The following is a 16,535-nucleotide window of genomic DNA, read 5'->3' as shown; positions in this document are numbered from 1 at the left end:
TAGGCCAAAGGATTCTCACCCTTGGCCTGATCGTTGTGGCTGCATCAGTTGATGGGCAACCTTGGCAGCATCCAGATTCATCTTCTGTTGTTTCATCCCCTGCTCAAACTCCCTATCACGCTGTTCGCGCTGCGCTTGATCTCCACCAAACTGCTGAAGCTGTTGACCCATAGCCTGATTCTGCTGGCTCAACTGCTGTACTTGGGCTTGCGCTTCCTGTGCTTGCTGCTGAGCCTGAGCAAACTGTTGTTGCGTCCCTGCTGATTCTTCGATCCGGCGTTTAATGACATCCATTGACTCCATACGACCTGTCTGGATGACGAATCGCACAGCCTCGGCATCCACCATCGGCAACTGCGTGATCGGGTCGCGCATGTTCATGAGGTTAAAAACAAGCTGGAGCCAGTATTCGCGGTCTTGCGGCTTGTCTACGCTAATGTTGACTAAGATATCAAATTCCGGCACGAACTCTTCCTGTACCGGAAGCACTTCCGGCTGCTCCTGCCCCGTTTCAGGATCGCCAACCATGTTCCCCGTCTGGAACTCAGATGGCACATGGGACACGATCGCTTCACGACTGATCGACACATTGCGACCAGTCACACGAGCAATTCGCTCTGTGGTATAAAACTGAGCAATTAGCTCCACGTACTGCGCGAACACTTCTTCCAGTGCCTCCTGGATCATGTCAGACGCCGTGTTAAGTCGTGTGCCAGCGGCGGCCATAAGTGCCTTGGCCTGCTCCCCACTGGTCACTTTGCTGCTGGCCTGACCATTGGAGCTGTCAAACTGGCCTGGAATCTTTTGCAACATCTCGTCGTAGTAGTTGAGCGCATTGAATACGGTCGCTGGAGCATTTACTCCTTGCAACTCCTTCACATCATTTAAGCGCCCAGGAGCCACAGGCAGCATCGCACCAGGAAGCCCGCGCTGCTCCTGCCATGTTCGAGGCTTGGAAATTGCCCCTTCCTCATATGCAATCGCTGAACCGCCCATCTTAGCCGATGTCTCGACGGCGATCTCCGCATACTTGTTCTTGATGATCTGCGGCTTAATCATGTCACGAGCAAACCCCTTACCCCACACACTTCCCTCTTCGGGGTAAAGTGTACGAGCTGTGAACGGGTACTGTCCATGATCATACACATACGACTTATGTTCTAGCATGACCCCGCTGGTGGAAATGTAGATACAGTGCACACCCTCCATCTGGCCTGCTGCCTTGGCTACCATCTCGGACGGATCAGCATCACGGGCAAGCATCTCTTCGGCAAGCTCCGAAAATAGCTCCTTATCCTCATCCGTGACCAGCTTAGGCAGACCGCGATACCAATACTCGATTAGGCCAGACGTCTTATCCGTGGTATGGATGCGGTTCTCCGGCGTCTCCACAAAAATGTCTACGTCAGCAGATCCGTTATCCGGCTGTACCTTAGCCCCTTGCCCCGGCCAGCGCTTCCGGAAGTATTCCAATGGCTGGCGAGTATGAATTATGGCAGCCGACATCTGTTGCAGATAGATGAAATCATTGATGCGGGGGTCTGGAAAAAACGTAGCCAAGTCAACAGGCAGGATATCATTGCGGCCAGTATAGCGATTCATTCCTCTGCCGCCCTCTACAGTCGGATCAAAGATGGTTTTATAAATCAGCGGCCCGTGGATGACCATACGCCTCACCGCGCGCATATGTTTCTGCTTGAACTGGATTTTACGCAGCTCATAGGGCATAAAGTCGTTTAGATCCCGCGCTTTGGTCTCGTCGCTCGGCTCAGGGGCAGAAAAATCAGGGTAAGGCATCCAACCTGCCAGCTTACCGACAATGGACTCAATCTGCGAAAACACGATATTATCTACCGCATTCGGTCTACGTTTGGACGTTGCCTCAGTACGCAAGCCATACCAATGATCGCCCATGTAAAAACGCTGTTCTTCGCGCCAGTGTTCCTCTATTGGCTGCCGCGCCGCTTTGAATATCTGATAATCCTCATGAACCGTGTCCCAGATTATCTGCTGTTCGGACGTATTCGGATTGGTCGAATCTGTAACATCCTCGCCGCTAAATATCCCCTTTACCTTCTCAAGTAGCTTCATTGTTCGTCCTCCATTGGGTCATCATACCAACTCAGACGCTTTGCTGGCTTATCGTCTGGGGGGCGTTCAGTAAAGCCTTTGGAAGCTACGTATTCGGCATGATTACGGGCAGCCAGCCTGTCCATGAGGTCTTTGATCAGCCTGTCCTGGTCACGTATCCGCAAATACAAAAAGACGATGAACAGCACGCTCACCGCCATATATGCAATTCCCATTTTTCATCCTCCAGTCTGTATAATTACCAAAAACCTTCAACCTCTGGCATATCGTCTTCTTCGTCATCGTCACCAGATGGCCTGTCAGGAATAGACTCCGCATTCGCCCCCCAAGGCTTCTCGCCCTTGGCAGGGGTCGGCTGACTCATAACCCAATACCGTAGGGCATCGGGTATGTGATCCAGTGGGTGCGCCGCAGCGTCCTCCACCTTCTTGCCGTCATGAACCATGGCCGGTATTGCCTCTATAGCCTTGATACAAGTATCGAATATCTTGAGCCTAGTTGCCTTGTAGGTATTGCCCGTCACATGATCTATAGCGTCATAGGGATGCAGCCACTCGCGCAGTCGCTTCCATCCGTTTACACGTTCCTTTTTAGCCTGGATGAGTGGAACGGACTTTTGCGCAAATATCTCTGCGGGTGTGATATTTTCCGTCTTGGCCCTATTCCAAAATGACGTATCAGCCACGCTGTATTCATAACGCTCTGACACTGGGCTATTAAGCCGCACAACCTCTACTTGCTCCGATGTAAGCAACCTAGTCTGAGCCAACTCACGGTAAAGGTACGCTGTGCCATCAGGAGCTAACGCAATCCACAGGCAAACAAATGGATCTGTGTAGCCCTCATCAAGTGCCCGATATCTCTTCCAATCGCGAGGGATATCGAATGGCTCAACCACATGCAGAACCCGAGAAAACTCACTAAAATACTGCCCCGCAAATGTGTCCCAATCCCCATCCAGCAATTGCTTGCGCTCTTGCTCAGAAAGATGCATCAGCCGGACAATGTAGTTAGGATCGGCCTCCAGCAGCGCCGGGTTATCCTGAACCTTAGCCGGGATGAAGATACGCCGGGATATAATCGGCTCGCCTGTATCTGGATGCACAAGCGGCGTACCAGTGTCGTCCGTCTCTTGCACCTCATGCATCTGCTCCCACGGCCCAATATTAATAAACCGCTTTTTAACCCAAGCATGACCAACATTACCAGGGTTAGTCGTGCTCTTAACGTAACGTGGGAAGGGCTTTGAGCCGCGCAGCCGGGATAACATATACGTGTACCAGCCTTCTTCAAACTGAGTCAACTCCTCCCACCGGATAACATCATACTCAGCGCCCTGGTAATTGGTCTTGTGCGCGTCGCTATCAAAATAAGCAAGCTCGATGATGGAGCCGTTGACAAAGGCCCACTCGTGCTTGCTCTGATTGTACTTGCCCAACTTTTTAGGGTAAACCTCAATTGTCCTTGCTATGATCGACCGTTGCAAGTCGGGGAAAGTGCGTCGGAAGATGATCTGCCGGCTGCCGGGATACTGCATAGCGTACTTGAGCGCATCCCATATGGTAGCCTCCGATTTACCTCCACCTGCCGCACCGCCGTAAAGCAACTCGTCGATGTCATTGGTCTGATGGTATACTTGCTGCCGAGGCTGAGGCTTGTAAGGAATAATAACGGTATTACTCATTGTGCATCCCCTTATCAAAGATGACTTGCAGGGGGCCGCCTTCATTGCCAGTCAGCTCCACCTTATCCTTGAACATCCCCAAGTGTCTCGCCACATTTTCAAGCGCTTTACCCTGATCCTGCATCTTAATTTCAATGCCTGTGGTTGTGGTCTTAAGTCCGGCATACAATAGCTTGGCCTTATCGTTTAAGTGTCGCGTGTCTTCGATATGCACGTCTGCCCTGCCTTCACCCAAACAATTAGGACACTTAGGGTGTGGCCGTTCCAGCTCGTCGAAGCCATAACCGCCAGCGTCAGATGGGATAAGCGGCTGAATCTCTTTGCCCTTCTCTTCACTCTGACGCTGGGCCTCGTCCTCTGCACGACTTACAGCTCGTTCGTACTCGTACTCGTCTTTCCACTGGTACTGATGATCCTTACCAAAGCAATAACGGCAGCATGTGCGGCGCAAATGGATGATGTCGTTAGGGTCGGCAGTGGCGATATCCCACCAGCGCTGTAACACCATATCGGCTGTAATCTCGACTTTAGCAGCTCGCTTATTGATTGCTTTGTCAATTGCTGCCTGAATGTCTGGTTTTGTAAGGTTCTCATTACCTATCTTCCTAGCTGTACGCTCGCTATATCCTGCCCTGATCGCCGCCTGTGTGGCATTGAGATCAACCAGGTACTCCTTTACAAATAATTTCTGCTTGGCTGTCAATGCCACACAGATCAGCTCCTTTCAGTGGAATAAAAAAAACCGCCATTGGCGACCCTTCAAAGAAACACGCATAATAACACGCATAATTAGTTGACACGCATGATAATGCGTGTTATAATAAGAGTATAGAAAGGAGGTAAGCGATGCCGAAACAAATAACAGTTAGAGAGTTAACCAAGCGGCTGAGAAAAGAAGGGTTTGGGCCTTCTCCCACTCACTCTGGTGGCAGCAGTCATAAGCGGTGGAAACATAAAGATGATCCAACAAGATATGCGGACATCAGTTTCCACAACGAAGGAGCCACCATACCGATTGGAACACTCAAAAGCATCGAGAAGACTACAGGGGTTAAGTTTTAACCCCTCTGCTTCTCCCCAAAAGCTTACCTCCAGTATGGCTCATAAGCTGGGGAATTCTATACCCCAATTTTTGAAGCATATGCTTCAAAAAAATTTAGGCTATAATTGAGACATATGTCTCAAAAATAAAAGGAGCGAGATAAATTGAAAAACACCTATATTTACCCTGCTGTTGTTGAAAAGGCAGATGATGGTTTAGGACTGTATTTCCCGGATATTCCCGGTACGGCCGTTCTTGCACCCGATATACAAACGGCTGTTGTTGATGCTAAGAACATGCTGATTGATCGTATATTGGAATTAGAAGACACAAAAACGGACATTCCTGTACCATCTGATCCGGCCAGCATTGAATTAAACGATGCCAGTGACCGGATTGTATACGTTGAAGTGTTCCTGCCGCCTTATCGGGATTCCGAAGCAAATAAATCTGTCACAGTTAACTGCACTGTACCTCAATACTTGCGGGATGCCGGGCGGGATGCCGGGTTGAACTTTTCCCAGCTCCTTCAAAGCTCTATGAAAGATGCTTTGGGAATTAAACAAAAATTCTAACTAATTAGTTAGATAGTAAAAACTAATGATTGAGGCGTCCGTAGTGGGCGCCTTTTTTTGACGTATTGCGGAGTTGAACCGCTGATCCCTGTTTACGTCACAAACCCGACCGGAGTCGGGAAAGCATTACAAAAGTTCCGCTGCGAGCTGCTTGAGCACTGGCGGCGTAGCAATGAGTTTACCGTCAGACTTGTTGCCCTTGATGTAAGCTTTGTCCTCGTCGGTATAGTAAACAACGCCTTCGCCGTCCACTACCGGATAGCCGCTCTCGTCATACTCCAGGTTGGTTTCAACATACTTGCCGTTTTGCGCAGCAATACGTTTTTCTGGATGCAAATGCAAGATGCCCTCTTTGTCCAAATATGCATAACTCATGTCTTTTCCTCCTTTTTTAAAATGCAAAAAAGCAACGGTTTCCCGTCGCTTTCTTCTGCAAATATACTTTTAGAAAAGGTGCTGTTCGTACACCACTACAGCATAGACAGACACCCTCTTACAACTTTGGCACAATACCATTTTAGCACGGTCAAAACGGGGTTGTCGTCTCGATTTACTATCAATATTTTATCGCTTTTTTATCACAATTTTATCGGTAGTACGCCGTCAATAAGCCCGGCATATTCCCTGATCGCCAGTCTACGCCATTTGTACAGGGTTGGTAAAGAAATCCCCATCTCGTCCGCAATGTCTCCCGGCTCTTTAAATTCCACGTATTGCAAATACAAGATGCGTCCATACTTCGGATTATATCCGGTCAGGGTATCCAGTGTAAGTAGAAAATACCTCTTCTGGCTCTCCAGATCCTGCAACTGGCTAATGCGGTCTAAAATATCCTCAAATCCGTACCCGTCAACTTCCCCACCGCGCGCTTTAATGACTTTCTGAATCTTCTGCTCCAGCTCTCGCAGCAGCTTATCATCATCCGAGTCAGCCCCAACACACTGTCTGACCTCTGCCAGTTGCGCCCGTGTTCCTGTCGGGTATCTAGTCAGATAGGCGTGTGCGGTCTGCTCCAGCTCCAGTTCATGGCGGTTCAGGTACATGTAAGACTTTATACCCCGTAATTTCTTATGCAGCTCCTGCAACCGATCATCACCGGCAAGGGTACTCAGCAAAAGTCCTCCTGTGATGGAATACGTCTCCAAAACCTTAATACGTGCAAGCAGACGTTTATATTCTTGAAGCTGGTTGACTGTCAATTGTTCATTCATTCTGCTCACCATCCTGAATCATGCGGTCCAGATACCACCGTGCTTTTTGCAAATCCTCTTTGCCGCCTTTGTGCTTGTAGCGGCTGCAATACTTGATGACGTTCCCCACACAATAGTCCCGGAAACCTTCCACACCTAGCTTGGCCTGAATAAAATCTATCGTTTCAATCCCACCAGCCGTATAATGTTCTGGCGAATTTACCATGTCCTTCAGTTGAGTCATATTAATCACCCTTTTATTTTACTTATTCTTGCTTTCACAGCATCCATTAACGCGTCCTGACCGGAAGCTTTACGTTCTAGTGCGGCTACCGCGTCCTCGTCCATTGTGCCTGCTGCCACCAAGCGCATGACTACAATACGGCGGGTCTGGCCTTGACGGTGAACCCTGGCATTCGCCTGCTGATTCTCTTCCAGACTCCAAATTTGGTCAAACCATACAACGGTTTGGCAGCTTGAGTCCTGCAAGTTTAGGCCGTGTCCGGCAGACTTTGGATGCAGCAGCAGAAGCGGTATCTCATCATTGTTCCAAGTGCGAATATCCTCAGCACCGTCTTTGCCCTTCCGCAAGATCCGGGCTTGCTGAAACCGCTGCTGAATCCGGGCCAGAGAATGTTTAAAGTTATAAAACACCATGACAGGCTTACCATTCGCCGCCTCAATGATATCTTCCAAGGCATCCAGCTTGGCATCATGAATCAGCTTCACACCCTTGTCCTCGTCATACACAGCACCGGAAGCCATTTGCAGCAGCTTATTACTCAACACGGCTGCTGTACTGGCAACTACATCCGCATCGCGAAAAGTGATAAGTAGATCCTCTTCCAGCTTTTCATACAACTCCTGGGCTTTAGAAGATAGCCGGATATCAACGATTCTGTCAATTCGTTCAGGCAGCTCCAACCAGTCTTCGGCCTTCATACTCACGGCTATATCTGATATGGCTTCATAAATCCGCTCCTGCGCCTCTTTCTTCTCATGCCATTTATAAACAACGTGTCCGTCACGCTCACCAGGGACAAAGTAACGATCACGGAAGCTGGTCACGGTTTTACCAAGCCGATCACCCTGATCCAGCAGATAAACTGGCGCCCATAAATCCATCAAGCCATTTGGGGCTGGTGTTCCGGTCAGGCCGATCAGCCGTTTCACCATAGGTCGGATCCGGCGAAGAGCCCGGAACCGCTTTGACTGGTGATTCTTGAAGCTGGACAGCTCGTCGATCACTACCGTATCAAACGGCCACTTGGTGCCGTACTCACTGACTAACCATTCCACATTCTCCCGATTAATCACATACAGATCGGCATCTGCCTTCAATGCCTTTCGCCGGACAGCGGCACTGCCCAACACTTTAGAAATACGCAAATGCTTCAGATGATCCCACTTCTCAACCTCTCGTGCCCAAGTGTCTTCCGCTACCCGCAACGGCGCAATCACCAGGACACGACCAGCTTCAAAGTATTCGTTCAGCAGCAGATCAATGGCAGTCAGCGTAGATACTGTTTTACCAAGTCCCATTTCAAGCAACAAGGCAATATAAGGCGTATCCAAAATACGCTCTGTGGCATAATCCTGATATTGATGTGCTTTATATCTCAACGCCGCTCACCTCTTTGATGAATTGATCTATGGCGGCGGCTGAATCAATTTTATAAACTCGGTGGCCTAGCTTGGTCAGCTTCTTGGCCCAATGAACTTGAAGCGGCTGCAACGGTTTACCTGGAGCTTTCATCTCAACGTACACCGTCAGGCCATTAGGAAGGATAACCAGCCTATCAGGTACACCACGATTACCAGGGCTTGTCCATTTCGGCGCCATACCACCAATCCGCTTGACGGCATCCACCAGCTTTCGTTCCAGCGTAGATTCTCTCATGTGTCCTCCTTTTTGACTGTTGCCGTGTTGCTTCTCATACGCACGTACAGCATATATATGCGTTTAAGTAGCCCCCACGTATACTTAATTATTATTATTATTATTTATAGGGATTTCACTGCAACAACGGCAACAGGAACCCATAAACCCTTGGTATGTCACGCTTTTTTGTGTTGCAGTGGGACACCTTTTTACGGCAACATTACTGCAACAACGGCAACGGTATGTGTTGCAGCCACAGGATTAATGCAACGCCGCTGCAACACCCTCTGCAACACCACCTAATCTTTCAAAAACCTGCTGAACGCCGTAACCTGGAACGCGTGCTTTTCCCTTGCGTTCTTCCCAACCAGGAACGTTACGCATAATGTCCACAATCTCTTTAGCTTCCCACGGACGCATAGAACCCTTCTTGTTACCCAGGCACTCCGTCCATATTTGAGACGCACACACCCGATCCCGAAAATCCTCGGTAGGCCGACCCATTTCATCTTCAATGGGCTGATCAAGCCATTCCTGAATAAGTCCGTCACGCGGATCAGATTCCATGTGTGATGCTTGCTGCTGCTCTGCCGCCACGCGTGCTTCCCGGTCCAGCTCCAAGGTTTCCCCCGCCTTGAACCAGCGGATGACCTCTGCCCATATCTGACGTACCACATCATCGTCCATATCGTCCCAATGACTAAACTCCGCGTTATCCGGGAAAATCTCCACAGGCCAAAAGCGCCGATTTCCTGTGGTGTCCCGTAGAAAGTCTCGGGTATTGGTTGTCCCGAAGAACACGCATTTACGTGGAAATTCCGTAACTTGCCGATCGTAAGCCACACGGTACCGATCTTCCGTTTTAGACAAGAAGGCTTTTACCTCATCCACTTCAGTCTTTTTAAGCGCCGACAGCTCCCCGATCTCGAAGATCCAGCCTGATTGCAAATGCTCCCCGGCTTCCTTATTTTCAAACGTTCTCAGGGAATCACTGAACCACTCACGGCCAAGCTTCGCCAGCAGGCTACTCTTACCTGCCCCCTGGGGCCCCACTAGGACAAGCATCTGATCAAACTTGCAACCGGGACGATAGAGCCGCATAACCGCAGCAAGTAGCATCTTCCGGGTAGCCTGCCGGGTGTAATGCGTGTCCGGTGCCCCCAAATAATCCACGAAAATCCGCTCTGCACGCGGCACACCGTCCCACGGTGTAGCTTCCAGATACGCTTTAATAGGATGGAACGTGTTCCGGTGGACGACCTCCGTAAAGGCGTTCTGGATGGTCTTGGCGGAATTAATACTGTGTGCTTTGGCAAACCAGTGTTGCAGCCGTTTATCATCAGCCCCCAACCAGGGTTCATAGTCCCGGTTCTCCCGATCCCTATGCCGCCAAGGTAGCGGCTTTTTAATAACCTCTGTATTGCCAAACGCATCAAAGGCGAGAATGCCCCGCCAGATATCATGTGTTAGGATTAGCTCCACATTCCCGGCTGTAGGCAACAATGCCCCCGTCTTGTGATGTAGCTCCAGCTTCGTTTCCCACTCGTCGTCCTCCGGGTCTTCATCATCACTATCAGGCTCCAAGCCTTCGGCCATTTCTGCAAAATCAGCCATCCGCTCGGCGGTACTGAGCTTTTTTACCTCCGGCCGCGTCGCCGCCCACTGTTCCATAGCCAAATGGCTCGGTTTCTTAGCATCCGGCGTATGGTCTTTCACCCGCTCGTCAAGGTGCCCAAACTTATGCACCCGCAGCAGGTCAAACACATTATAAGTACGACCATCAGCCACCGGATCGCTGTCTTGGTGCGAAAAGGCAAGGTCCTGATCCGGGTAAACTTCCAGACCATTGGCGGATGTACCGGGGATATAGGTATACCTGTTTTCCATCGTTCCAGGCGTATAAATATCAGACAAAAACGTATCTATCCCTTCTTCAATAGAGAAGGAGCGACAGAATAAACCGATCACTCCGAACTTCTCCCGTGGGTCCTGTGCCCTCTTACCAAACAGTACAGGTCCACCCTTATCGTCCTTATGACGAGGCCAGGCCATAACGTCTTGCCAGTTGGCGTATTGGCTCAGCACATCATCCACAGCCAAGGCTTCACCCTCGAATACCTCAAAAACGGGTTCAGCATCTTTGGAGCAGCTTGGCATATACATGAGCCGATGCACATCAAAGGTTGTCCGGTCAAAGTAGGTCATGCCAATTTGCTCTGCCAGCTTCCTGCTGACTGCCGCGTACTCGTCCGGGCTCATAGCCCGATCAACAGGGATGATCAAACGGTATTTAGGCTTGTGTGGACGGTGGCTGTGCGTGGAGTAGACGACATAAGCCGTCCCCCCAAGCACTAGATCACACATGAAAATAAAATCGTCGTCACCGCTATCAATATCCAAAGTAATCAGACTGCGAGTGTCTACGTTCTCCTTTTTCCGGCGGCCGCCCCGGATCATCCCACCAACAAAAGCAGGTCCATCCTTGACTTTGCCCCTTGCTGCCGTAGACATAGCATCGTATTGGCTCATTGTCTCTGCCGTCCGACGCACCTTTTGCAGCCGGGCTATGAACTCATCCCAGGTTAGGTACTCCGGCTTCCAGCTTGTGTCCGCCCGATGCTTCCCGAAGCTTATATCCAGTTCTAGTTCAGTCAATTCGGCCAACACCTTCCTAAAAATAAGCTGCTCAATATTTTACAAAAAATAACTGGCACTCCTTAAATAGAAGTGCATAATTGTAATATTACTTTTGTAGTCAAAGTAACTGTTCAAAAAAACTGCACAACCATAAAGGAGATGATTACAGTGGTTTACATGTCTAAAACACAATTCAGAATTATGCTTAAAAGTGAACTAGATGCAATTGAATCTATTAATTGGAGTCAGATGATTCCTAGAAATGAACTCTCCAAACACGTTCCTTCAAAAGAAGGAGTACTTGTACTTATGAACGTTAACCAAGAAATCATTTACCTTTCGGCCACTGATGATATGGTCAGAAGAATGGATGAACTTCTAAACAAATCAAAAGGGAGATTTAACGATACAGCATTTGTTCAATTCACACTCGAGTTAGACAGAATCACAAGGTTCGCTAAAAAAGGGAGCCTCAAAAATCTCCTAGAATTATTGGAAATAGGAGAAGACAATCTTGCCAATGTACTCGATGATGACGACCCCAGAATTATTCAGATCGTCAAGGAAATAAATGATCTCAGACAAAAATAAATTTAAGTGACTCATTATAGTCATAGGCTTCAAATCATAGCGATTTGCCAGACACCCAGAACAATCTTCTAAAAGTTCGAAGCTTTCAGTTCTCGTCCTCCTTTTTATATCTCATAAAAAAGGAGGACTATTAATATGGCTGCTTCCGTCGCAGTCAACCCTTTATGCTCGTTTGTTGTTGTCCAAAAATCTGTGAGGCCCAATCACCTTCACGCTCACGTAATCGCTGAGCGCCAAGCCTGCCTATTTGCTCCCGCGTCCATAACGGCTCCGTTGCAGCCCGGTCCATATCCCATCCACAGTGTTTAACCCTATTAAAAAACGTAGGGTAAGGAATGCCGTTCTTCTCTGCAAGTTGGACGTATGTTTTGGGATATACACGAATTTGATCAGACGCATGTAACGCCTGTTGCTTTCTCTCTTCTGGCGATTGAAGCGGTTGTGTAGCTGCTTTCTCCATTGACCAGCCCCGGTTCACACGGGACATGAAAGTGTCGTAGCTAATCCCATTTCGTTCAGCCTCAGCCTTCCAGCGCCGCCGATCCGTAAGCTTTCTAGGTGGTGTGGTCATTGCTCGCTCTTTCGACCAGCCCTGCTCCCTTACGCGACGATCCAACATAACCGGCTTTATTCCGATTTTTGCAGCTTCCGCGTATTCGCCCGGTGTAATGTAGAACCAGTGTCCCATGTCGGTTTAACCCTCCTTGGATCAGGATTTGAAAGTAACGTATATACGGTACCGATCACGGTACCGGAATCGTCGACCACGAACTCCCATGGAATATCATCAAAATAGGGGTCCCTGATCATGACAACATTTCTTCCATTTCCAGTTCAAACAGCCGCTTTTTAGCTTTACCTATGGAATCAAGCAAACGATCCTTCTCAGATACAAAGGGCTGCTGAACACTCATCAAAGCAACATCATCGCCAAGCAATGTAACCAACGCGTCCCGATCAGGGCGAACCAACGCTGAAACTCGCAATGATTGCCGACGAATAGATTGTTCTATGATATTCCGTACTGTACGTGCATTACCAAAGCCAGGTAATGCACGTTCCTGGTTCAGTCGTTGTGAAAGCTTCTCCGTAAACTCAGGCGCCATTTCATATTCGCGATCTGCACACATGACCTCAGCAATTGCCATTAAATCGGCTACTGCATAGTCTGGAAAGTGAATCTTGTTGGGGAAGCGGGAGCGTAACCCTGGATTGAAGTTTAAAAAGTCTTCCATTTCCTTCGGGTATCCAGCAGCAATTACCATAACCCCATCGCGCATATCCTCCATTTTTTGAACAATAACAGCAACAACCTTCTCGTCAGATTTATGTTCAGACTTACCTAAAAAAGAGTAAGCCTCATCTATGAAAAGGACACCACCTCTAGCTGCATCGAATTTTGCTGAAATTTTCTTCTCTGAGGCCCCTACAAGAGCCTCAGTAATATCGGATTGGTGTACTTCGATGAATGGAATTTCGTCCTTAGTGGTTTTGAGCAAACCTGTGTAGACAAACGCCTCCCCAATAAGGCGCGCAGCCGTTGTTTTTCCAGTACCAGGATTACCAGTAAAGACCATGTGCAGAGTATGCGATTCCGTTTTCAAGCCCATTTCCTCCCGCAGCTTGGACACCTTCGCAAACTGAACCATCTGTTCGATTTGGGATTTAAGTCCACCCATACCGGGTAACGCGTTAAGTTTATTCAAAGCTGCCTTAGCTTTCCGATTACGGATGCGTTCGACTCTTTCTTCTGGTGTGATCATTTATTAATCCTCCCTTTCCGCGTCATATCCGTTGTTGTAAATAATCAGAAAACAACCAATCATCTATATCAGTCCTTTTGATAAAAGTCGCATTCAAATCCAGCCGCCGCCAAAGGCAACCCAGGAGCCCAATCTATAGCCTGACTCATAATCTCAGTCATTTCTTCAATAGAGCCAAACTCATCAGGGCAATCAGCCACCACTTCGTCATGAACATGCAAAACAGTCATATAACTAGCTCTATCTAAACGCATTAGACTTTCTGCCAGGCAGTCTCTTGCAATGGCCTGTACCAAATTTTCAACAAGAGTGCCGCCCCAAGTTCGCTGGGTAATCATGTCACCTTTTTTGTCAGGAGCCTTAAAAGTCAGGCTATCTTTATTAAATTTCGGGTCTGGTTTAATGGCTGGAGAAGGATATGCAAGACTGTGCCCACTTGGTAGATCAGCGAACAAAATGCCACCAAAATATCGGTACCGTACCCCATGAGCTAGCTTTACCGTAGTCTTGCATCGCACAGCCTCCATGGCCGCTTCTTCAGCTCGATACCAAAGCTTTCGGATATTCGGGTTAGCTTCTCTCCACTGCTTCACCAAAGGATCATACTGATCGGGATGGATTTCCTTCTTCTTATCCATATTTTCAAGAGCAGCCTTGCCCCCACCGAAGCCACATGCAAGAGTTGCCACCTTCCCCGGAGCACGGTATTTGTAATTTTCGTGCCCTTTGGCAATTGTCTCGAAGGGAACACCAAACATACGGGCTGCTGTTGCTTCATAAATCTTGCCATGGCCCTTGAAAACATCCAGTACCCAGTGTTCATCCGCTAGCCAGGCAATAACCCTGGCCTCAATGGCTGCAAAGTCGGCCACCTTGAAGCGATTACCTTCAGACGGAATCAATGCTGTACGGATCAGCTCAGATAGGACAAACGGTGGGGAGCCGTACAGCATTTCAAGCCAATCGTAATCGCCAGATGCTAATGTCTCTCTGGCCCTCTCTAAATCCTGCAAGTGGTTTTGGGGTAAATTGTGCATTTGAACGCGGCGTCCGGCCCAGCGCCACGTGCGGCTTGCACCACAAAACTGCAAAATTCCACGAACCCGTGAATCCTCACAGGTACCAAGCTGCATAGCATCATATTTATTGACAGAGGTCTTTCCCATCTCTTGCCGCAGCTCAAGCATTCGTTTGGTGGCCTCATTCGGCGCAGCCTCCAATAATGAAGGCATCAAATCTTTACCCAAGCTATCAATAATCATGCCTTGGTCAGCAAACCATGCTTTGAGCTGTGGCAGACTGTTCGGGTTATCAACCCCGGTAAGCTCCTGAGATGCAGACAATAAATGATTCGTGTAATTTTCAGAACAAGCAATGGCATGATGAATAAGCCCTGTATCCATGCGTATGCCCCGATCATTAATTTCTTGGTCTAGTGCCCAAATCTCCCACTCACGGTCGGGTACAGGGTACTTTTCAAGCCGCTGCCGAACATCGCGCTCAACCACTACGTCCTGTCGGTTATACTCTACGTATTGCTGCCAACGTTCCGGGTCATGGTGTGGATAGTTTCGCGTCCGTCCGCCGTTAACTTTTGTTGGCTTACATGGAGCGCTGAAATATTTGATCAGGTTCTTGCCTCGTGCATCCTTCTTTTGCTCCAATTTAAGCACCTTAGCCGCTTTATCAAGCGCACCGGGTAGGCCTAGGGTATAGGCATGCACCATAGAGCAACGCCACCAACGGGGGTCACACGCTGTACCAAAGTGTCTGGCAATTGCTGCACGCTCAAACCCCGCATTCCAGGCCGTTTTTATGACGTCCATGCGCAGTGCATCCAGAACATCATTGGGTAATTCCTCAAATTCTGTCAGATCAACGACAGTAACCGGATCATTGTCAAAAGCAAAAGCAAAAAGCAGAATTTCAAAGTCGGGGGCTTCCACATAGCGGTGTACACCACACGCTTTAAGGTCAATACTGGAATAAGTCTCAATGTCGATTTGCAGAACCGTCATATGACCTTGCCGCCATGCTTATATGATCGGGATTCGTTGTAAGCCATCTTGACCGCCAATGCTCCTTCCAGATCAATGCCAACATGACCACAGAAGTCGAAAATACGTAGCAGTGTGTCGGCCAGTTCAACTGGAATGCCACAGGGTTTCGATCCTTCAAAGTAAATTTCTCTCAAGCCTCGCCCATCCCGGTAGTCTTCCAGTGCTTCTGACAGCTCCGCATGGGCCAAAGCAATTACATCACCAAAGCTGCGGGGTTCTTCATACCAGCCTTTGTTTACCGCATTTTCATGTGTCTTTTTAACCAAATCCTGTATATTCATCGCGATTCCTCCCGATTTTTTGGTAAAGAAAAAGGGGGCACTAGAAATCCCCCTTACGCACCCTGTTACTTAGCTCAAAAAGTCGTCATCGTCACTAATGTCCACAATGTCATCAAAATCCTCGCCTGCGAAGTCGTCGTTAACACTGGAACGACCGCCCAAGAAATCACCATCCTGGACTTTGACAATGTTATTCAACCCGGCAGCAACCCCCCGGTTTCCTTTCGCATCATACGGATAGAAGTTAATGGATGCCTTGGCAAAGCAGCCACTGTACACCTCTGTAGAGTCCGTAATTTCCGCAAATTTGGTTTTACCGTTCGCATCCTTACCTGTTGGCTTAGCGATACCAGGTTTGTTATTAGAAGAAGCATTTAAGAAATAATGTCCTGCGTAAGCTTCATCATCCGGGCGTTCTTCGTCACCATCCCGCAGCGGTTTTTTAAGGTTAGCCGGAATCTTACCGCCCCATTTGCTTTTACCGAGCTCTACGGCAGCGTCTACAGCCGCTTTAATCTTCCGCAGCGTGTCCTTGTCCGATTTAGGAATCAGGATAGCCGTACCGTATTTATCAACGCCTTGATCATTGGCTTGCGGCACAAAAATGTTGCAATATGAAAGGCGCACCTTTCCTGTAACTACTTTGGTTGTTTGATTGTCGATTGCCATTTGAACATGTCTCCTTTGAGTTGGTTGTATTTTTCGGGCCTCGAAACGCCACTTACGGGCATCGTTGCCG

General features: G+C 48.6%; 18 protein-coding genes. 3 read left to right on the top strand and 15 right to left on the bottom strand.

Translation table 11 applies throughout. The annotated features are described in order from the left end of the window. Positions 1-15: 15 nt before the first annotated feature. The 4 genes from ACIFQM_RS17565 to ACIFQM_RS17550 are packed head-to-tail and all read right to left on the bottom strand — an operon-like array spanning position 16 to position 4,484. Entirely contained in the window at positions 16-2,091 is a 2,076-nt protein-coding gene (locus ACIFQM_RS17565) for a hypothetical protein (RefSeq protein ID WP_430065874.1), read from the bottom strand. Beyond that, positions 2,088-2,306, bottom strand: a complete 219-nt coding sequence (locus ACIFQM_RS17560; protein ID WP_430065872.1) for a hypothetical protein — start codon at positions 2,304-2,306, stop codon at positions 2,088-2,090. The genes ACIFQM_RS17565 and ACIFQM_RS17560 overlap by 4 nt, the downstream gene beginning before the upstream one ends. A gap of 23 nt (positions 2,307-2,329) precedes the next feature. Beyond that, positions 2,330-3,775, bottom strand: coding sequence for a terminase large subunit domain-containing protein (locus tag ACIFQM_RS17555; protein WP_430065870.1), 1,446 nt, complete (start codon positions 3,773-3,775; stop codon positions 2,330-2,332). Further along, on the bottom strand, positions 3,768-4,484 hold the full coding sequence (locus ACIFQM_RS17550) for a terminase small subunit (RefSeq protein ID WP_430065868.1): 717 nt from the start codon (positions 4,482-4,484) through the stop codon (positions 3,768-3,770). The genes ACIFQM_RS17555 and ACIFQM_RS17550 overlap by 8 nt, the downstream gene beginning before the upstream one ends. 137 nt (positions 4,485-4,621) lie before the next feature. On the opposite strand from ACIFQM_RS17550, the gene ACIFQM_RS17545 reads away from it, so the two are divergent. Then, positions 4,622-4,837, top strand: coding sequence for a type II toxin-antitoxin system HicA family toxin (locus tag ACIFQM_RS17545; protein ID WP_430065866.1), 216 nt, complete (start codon positions 4,622-4,624; stop codon positions 4,835-4,837). Positions 4,838-4,981: 144 nt separating this feature from the next. Then, the gene (locus ACIFQM_RS17540; protein WP_430065864.1) at positions 4,982-5,392 is read left to right on the top strand and encodes a type II toxin-antitoxin system HicB family antitoxin; all 411 of its coding nucleotides are present in this window, start codon (positions 4,982-4,984) and stop codon (positions 5,390-5,392) included. Between the two features lie 126 nt (positions 5,393-5,518). Here ACIFQM_RS17540 and ACIFQM_RS17535 read toward each other — a convergent pair whose 3' ends face one another. From ACIFQM_RS17535 to ACIFQM_RS17510, 6 genes are all read right to left on the bottom strand, one after another. Beyond that, positions 5,519-5,767, bottom strand: coding sequence for a hypothetical protein (locus tag ACIFQM_RS17535; RefSeq protein WP_430065862.1), 249 nt, complete (start codon positions 5,765-5,767; stop codon positions 5,519-5,521). 203 nt (positions 5,768-5,970) lie between these two features. Next, positions 5,971-6,603, bottom strand: coding sequence for an RNA polymerase subunit sigma-24 (locus ACIFQM_RS17530; RefSeq protein ID WP_430065860.1), 633 nt, complete (start codon positions 6,601-6,603; stop codon positions 5,971-5,973). After that, positions 6,596-6,826 carry a DUF3310 domain-containing protein gene (locus ACIFQM_RS17525; RefSeq protein WP_430065858.1) on the bottom strand — a complete coding sequence of 77 codons (231 nt, stop codon included), beginning with the start codon at positions 6,824-6,826 and terminating at the stop codon, positions 6,596-6,598. The genes ACIFQM_RS17530 and ACIFQM_RS17525 overlap by 8 nt, the downstream gene beginning before the upstream one ends. 5 nt (positions 6,827-6,831) lie before the next feature. Beyond that, positions 6,832-8,205 (bottom strand): DEAD/DEAH box helicase, encoded by a 1,374-nt coding sequence (locus tag ACIFQM_RS17520; RefSeq protein ID WP_430065856.1) that lies wholly within the window; start codon positions 8,203-8,205, stop codon positions 6,832-6,834. Further along, positions 8,195-8,539: a VRR-NUC domain-containing protein gene (locus tag ACIFQM_RS17515; RefSeq protein ID WP_430065902.1), complete on the bottom strand. Its 345-nt coding sequence runs from the start codon at positions 8,537-8,539 to the stop codon at positions 8,195-8,197. Before ACIFQM_RS17515 ends, ACIFQM_RS17520 begins: the two co-directional genes overlap by 11 nt. A 186-nt stretch (positions 8,540-8,725) precedes the next feature. Further along, positions 8,726-11,119 (bottom strand): VapE domain-containing protein, encoded by a 2,394-nt coding sequence (locus ACIFQM_RS17510; protein ID WP_430065854.1) that lies wholly within the window; start codon positions 11,117-11,119, stop codon positions 8,726-8,728. 150 nt (positions 11,120-11,269) lie between these two features. Here ACIFQM_RS17510 and ACIFQM_RS17505 point away from each other — a divergent pair, with 150 nt between their 5' ends. Beyond that, positions 11,270-11,692: a hypothetical protein gene (locus tag ACIFQM_RS17505; RefSeq protein ID WP_430065852.1), complete on the top strand. Its 423-nt coding sequence runs from the start codon at positions 11,270-11,272 to the stop codon at positions 11,690-11,692. Between the two features lie 154 nt (positions 11,693-11,846). Here the strand turns inward: ACIFQM_RS17505 and ACIFQM_RS17500 are convergent, their stop codons facing one another. The 5 genes from ACIFQM_RS17500 to ACIFQM_RS17480 all read right to left on the bottom strand — a co-directional run bounded on the left by ACIFQM_RS17500 (position 11,847) and on the right by ACIFQM_RS17480 (position 16,465). Beyond that, positions 11,847-12,380: a hypothetical protein gene (locus tag ACIFQM_RS17500; RefSeq protein WP_430065850.1), complete on the bottom strand. Its 534-nt coding sequence runs from the start codon at positions 12,378-12,380 to the stop codon at positions 11,847-11,849. Between the two features lie 118 nt (positions 12,381-12,498). After that, positions 12,499-13,455 (bottom strand): AAA family ATPase, encoded by a 957-nt coding sequence (locus ACIFQM_RS17495; RefSeq protein WP_430065848.1) that lies wholly within the window; start codon positions 13,453-13,455, stop codon positions 12,499-12,501. A gap of 68 nt (positions 13,456-13,523) precedes the next feature. Beyond that, entirely contained in the window at positions 13,524-15,473 is a 1,950-nt protein-coding gene (locus ACIFQM_RS17490) for a DNA polymerase (RefSeq protein WP_430065846.1), read from the bottom strand. Next, positions 15,470-15,796: a hypothetical protein gene (locus tag ACIFQM_RS17485; protein ID WP_430065844.1), complete on the bottom strand. Its 327-nt coding sequence runs from the start codon at positions 15,794-15,796 to the stop codon at positions 15,470-15,472. The genes ACIFQM_RS17490 and ACIFQM_RS17485 overlap by 4 nt, the downstream gene beginning before the upstream one ends. Before the next feature lie 69 nt (positions 15,797-15,865). Further along, positions 15,866-16,465: a DUF2815 family protein gene (locus ACIFQM_RS17480; protein ID WP_430065900.1), complete on the bottom strand. Its 600-nt coding sequence runs from the start codon at positions 16,463-16,465 to the stop codon at positions 15,866-15,868. Positions 16,466-16,535 lie beyond the last annotated feature (70 nt).

Source organism: Paenibacillus sp. NRS-1782, assembly GCF_050467685.1.
In the GTDB taxonomy this organism is placed as follows: domain Bacteria; phylum Bacillota; class Bacilli; order Paenibacillales; family Paenibacillaceae; genus Paenibacillus; species Paenibacillus terrae_A.
This window is presented reverse-complemented; position numbering and strand designations above follow the sequence as displayed.

Excerpts from the sequence above, each read along its gene's own strand:
- ACIFQM_RS17565 (WP_430065874.1), bottom strand. The coding sequence starts at position 2,091 with ATGAAGCTACTTGAGAAGGTAAAGGGGATATTTAGCGGCGAGGATGTT.
- ACIFQM_RS17560 (WP_430065872.1), bottom strand. The coding sequence starts at position 2,306 with ATGGGAATTGCATATATGGCGGTGAGCGTGCTGTTCATCGTCTTTTTG.
- ACIFQM_RS17555 (WP_430065870.1), bottom strand. The coding sequence starts at position 3,775 with ATGAGTAATACCGTTATTATTCCTTACAAGCCTCAGCCTCGGCAGCAA.
- ACIFQM_RS17545 (WP_430065866.1), top strand. The coding sequence starts at position 4,622 with ATGCCGAAACAAATAACAGTTAGAGAGTTAACCAAGCGGCTGAGAAAA.
- ACIFQM_RS17535 (WP_430065862.1), bottom strand. The coding sequence starts at position 5,767 with ATGAGTTATGCATATTTGGACAAAGAGGGCATCTTGCATTTGCATCCA.
- ACIFQM_RS17530 (WP_430065860.1), bottom strand. The coding sequence starts at position 6,603 with ATGAATGAACAATTGACAGTCAACCAGCTTCAAGAATATAAACGTCTG.
- ACIFQM_RS17525 (WP_430065858.1), bottom strand. The coding sequence starts at position 6,826 with ATGACTCAACTGAAGGACATGGTAAATTCGCCAGAACATTATACGGCT.
- ACIFQM_RS17500 (WP_430065850.1), bottom strand. The coding sequence starts at position 12,380 with ATGGGACACTGGTTCTACATTACACCGGGCGAATACGCGGAAGCTGCA.
- ACIFQM_RS17495 (WP_430065848.1), bottom strand. The coding sequence starts at position 13,455 with ATGATCACACCAGAAGAAAGAGTCGAACGCATCCGTAATCGGAAAGCT.
- ACIFQM_RS17490 (WP_430065846.1), bottom strand. The coding sequence starts at position 15,473 with ATGACGGTTCTGCAAATCGACATTGAGACTTATTCCAGTATTGACCTT.
- ACIFQM_RS17485 (WP_430065844.1), bottom strand. The coding sequence starts at position 15,796 with ATGAATATACAGGATTTGGTTAAAAAGACACATGAAAATGCGGTAAAC.
- ACIFQM_RS17480 (WP_430065900.1), bottom strand. The coding sequence starts at position 16,465 with ATGGCAATCGACAATCAAACAACCAAAGTAGTTACAGGAAAGGTGCGC.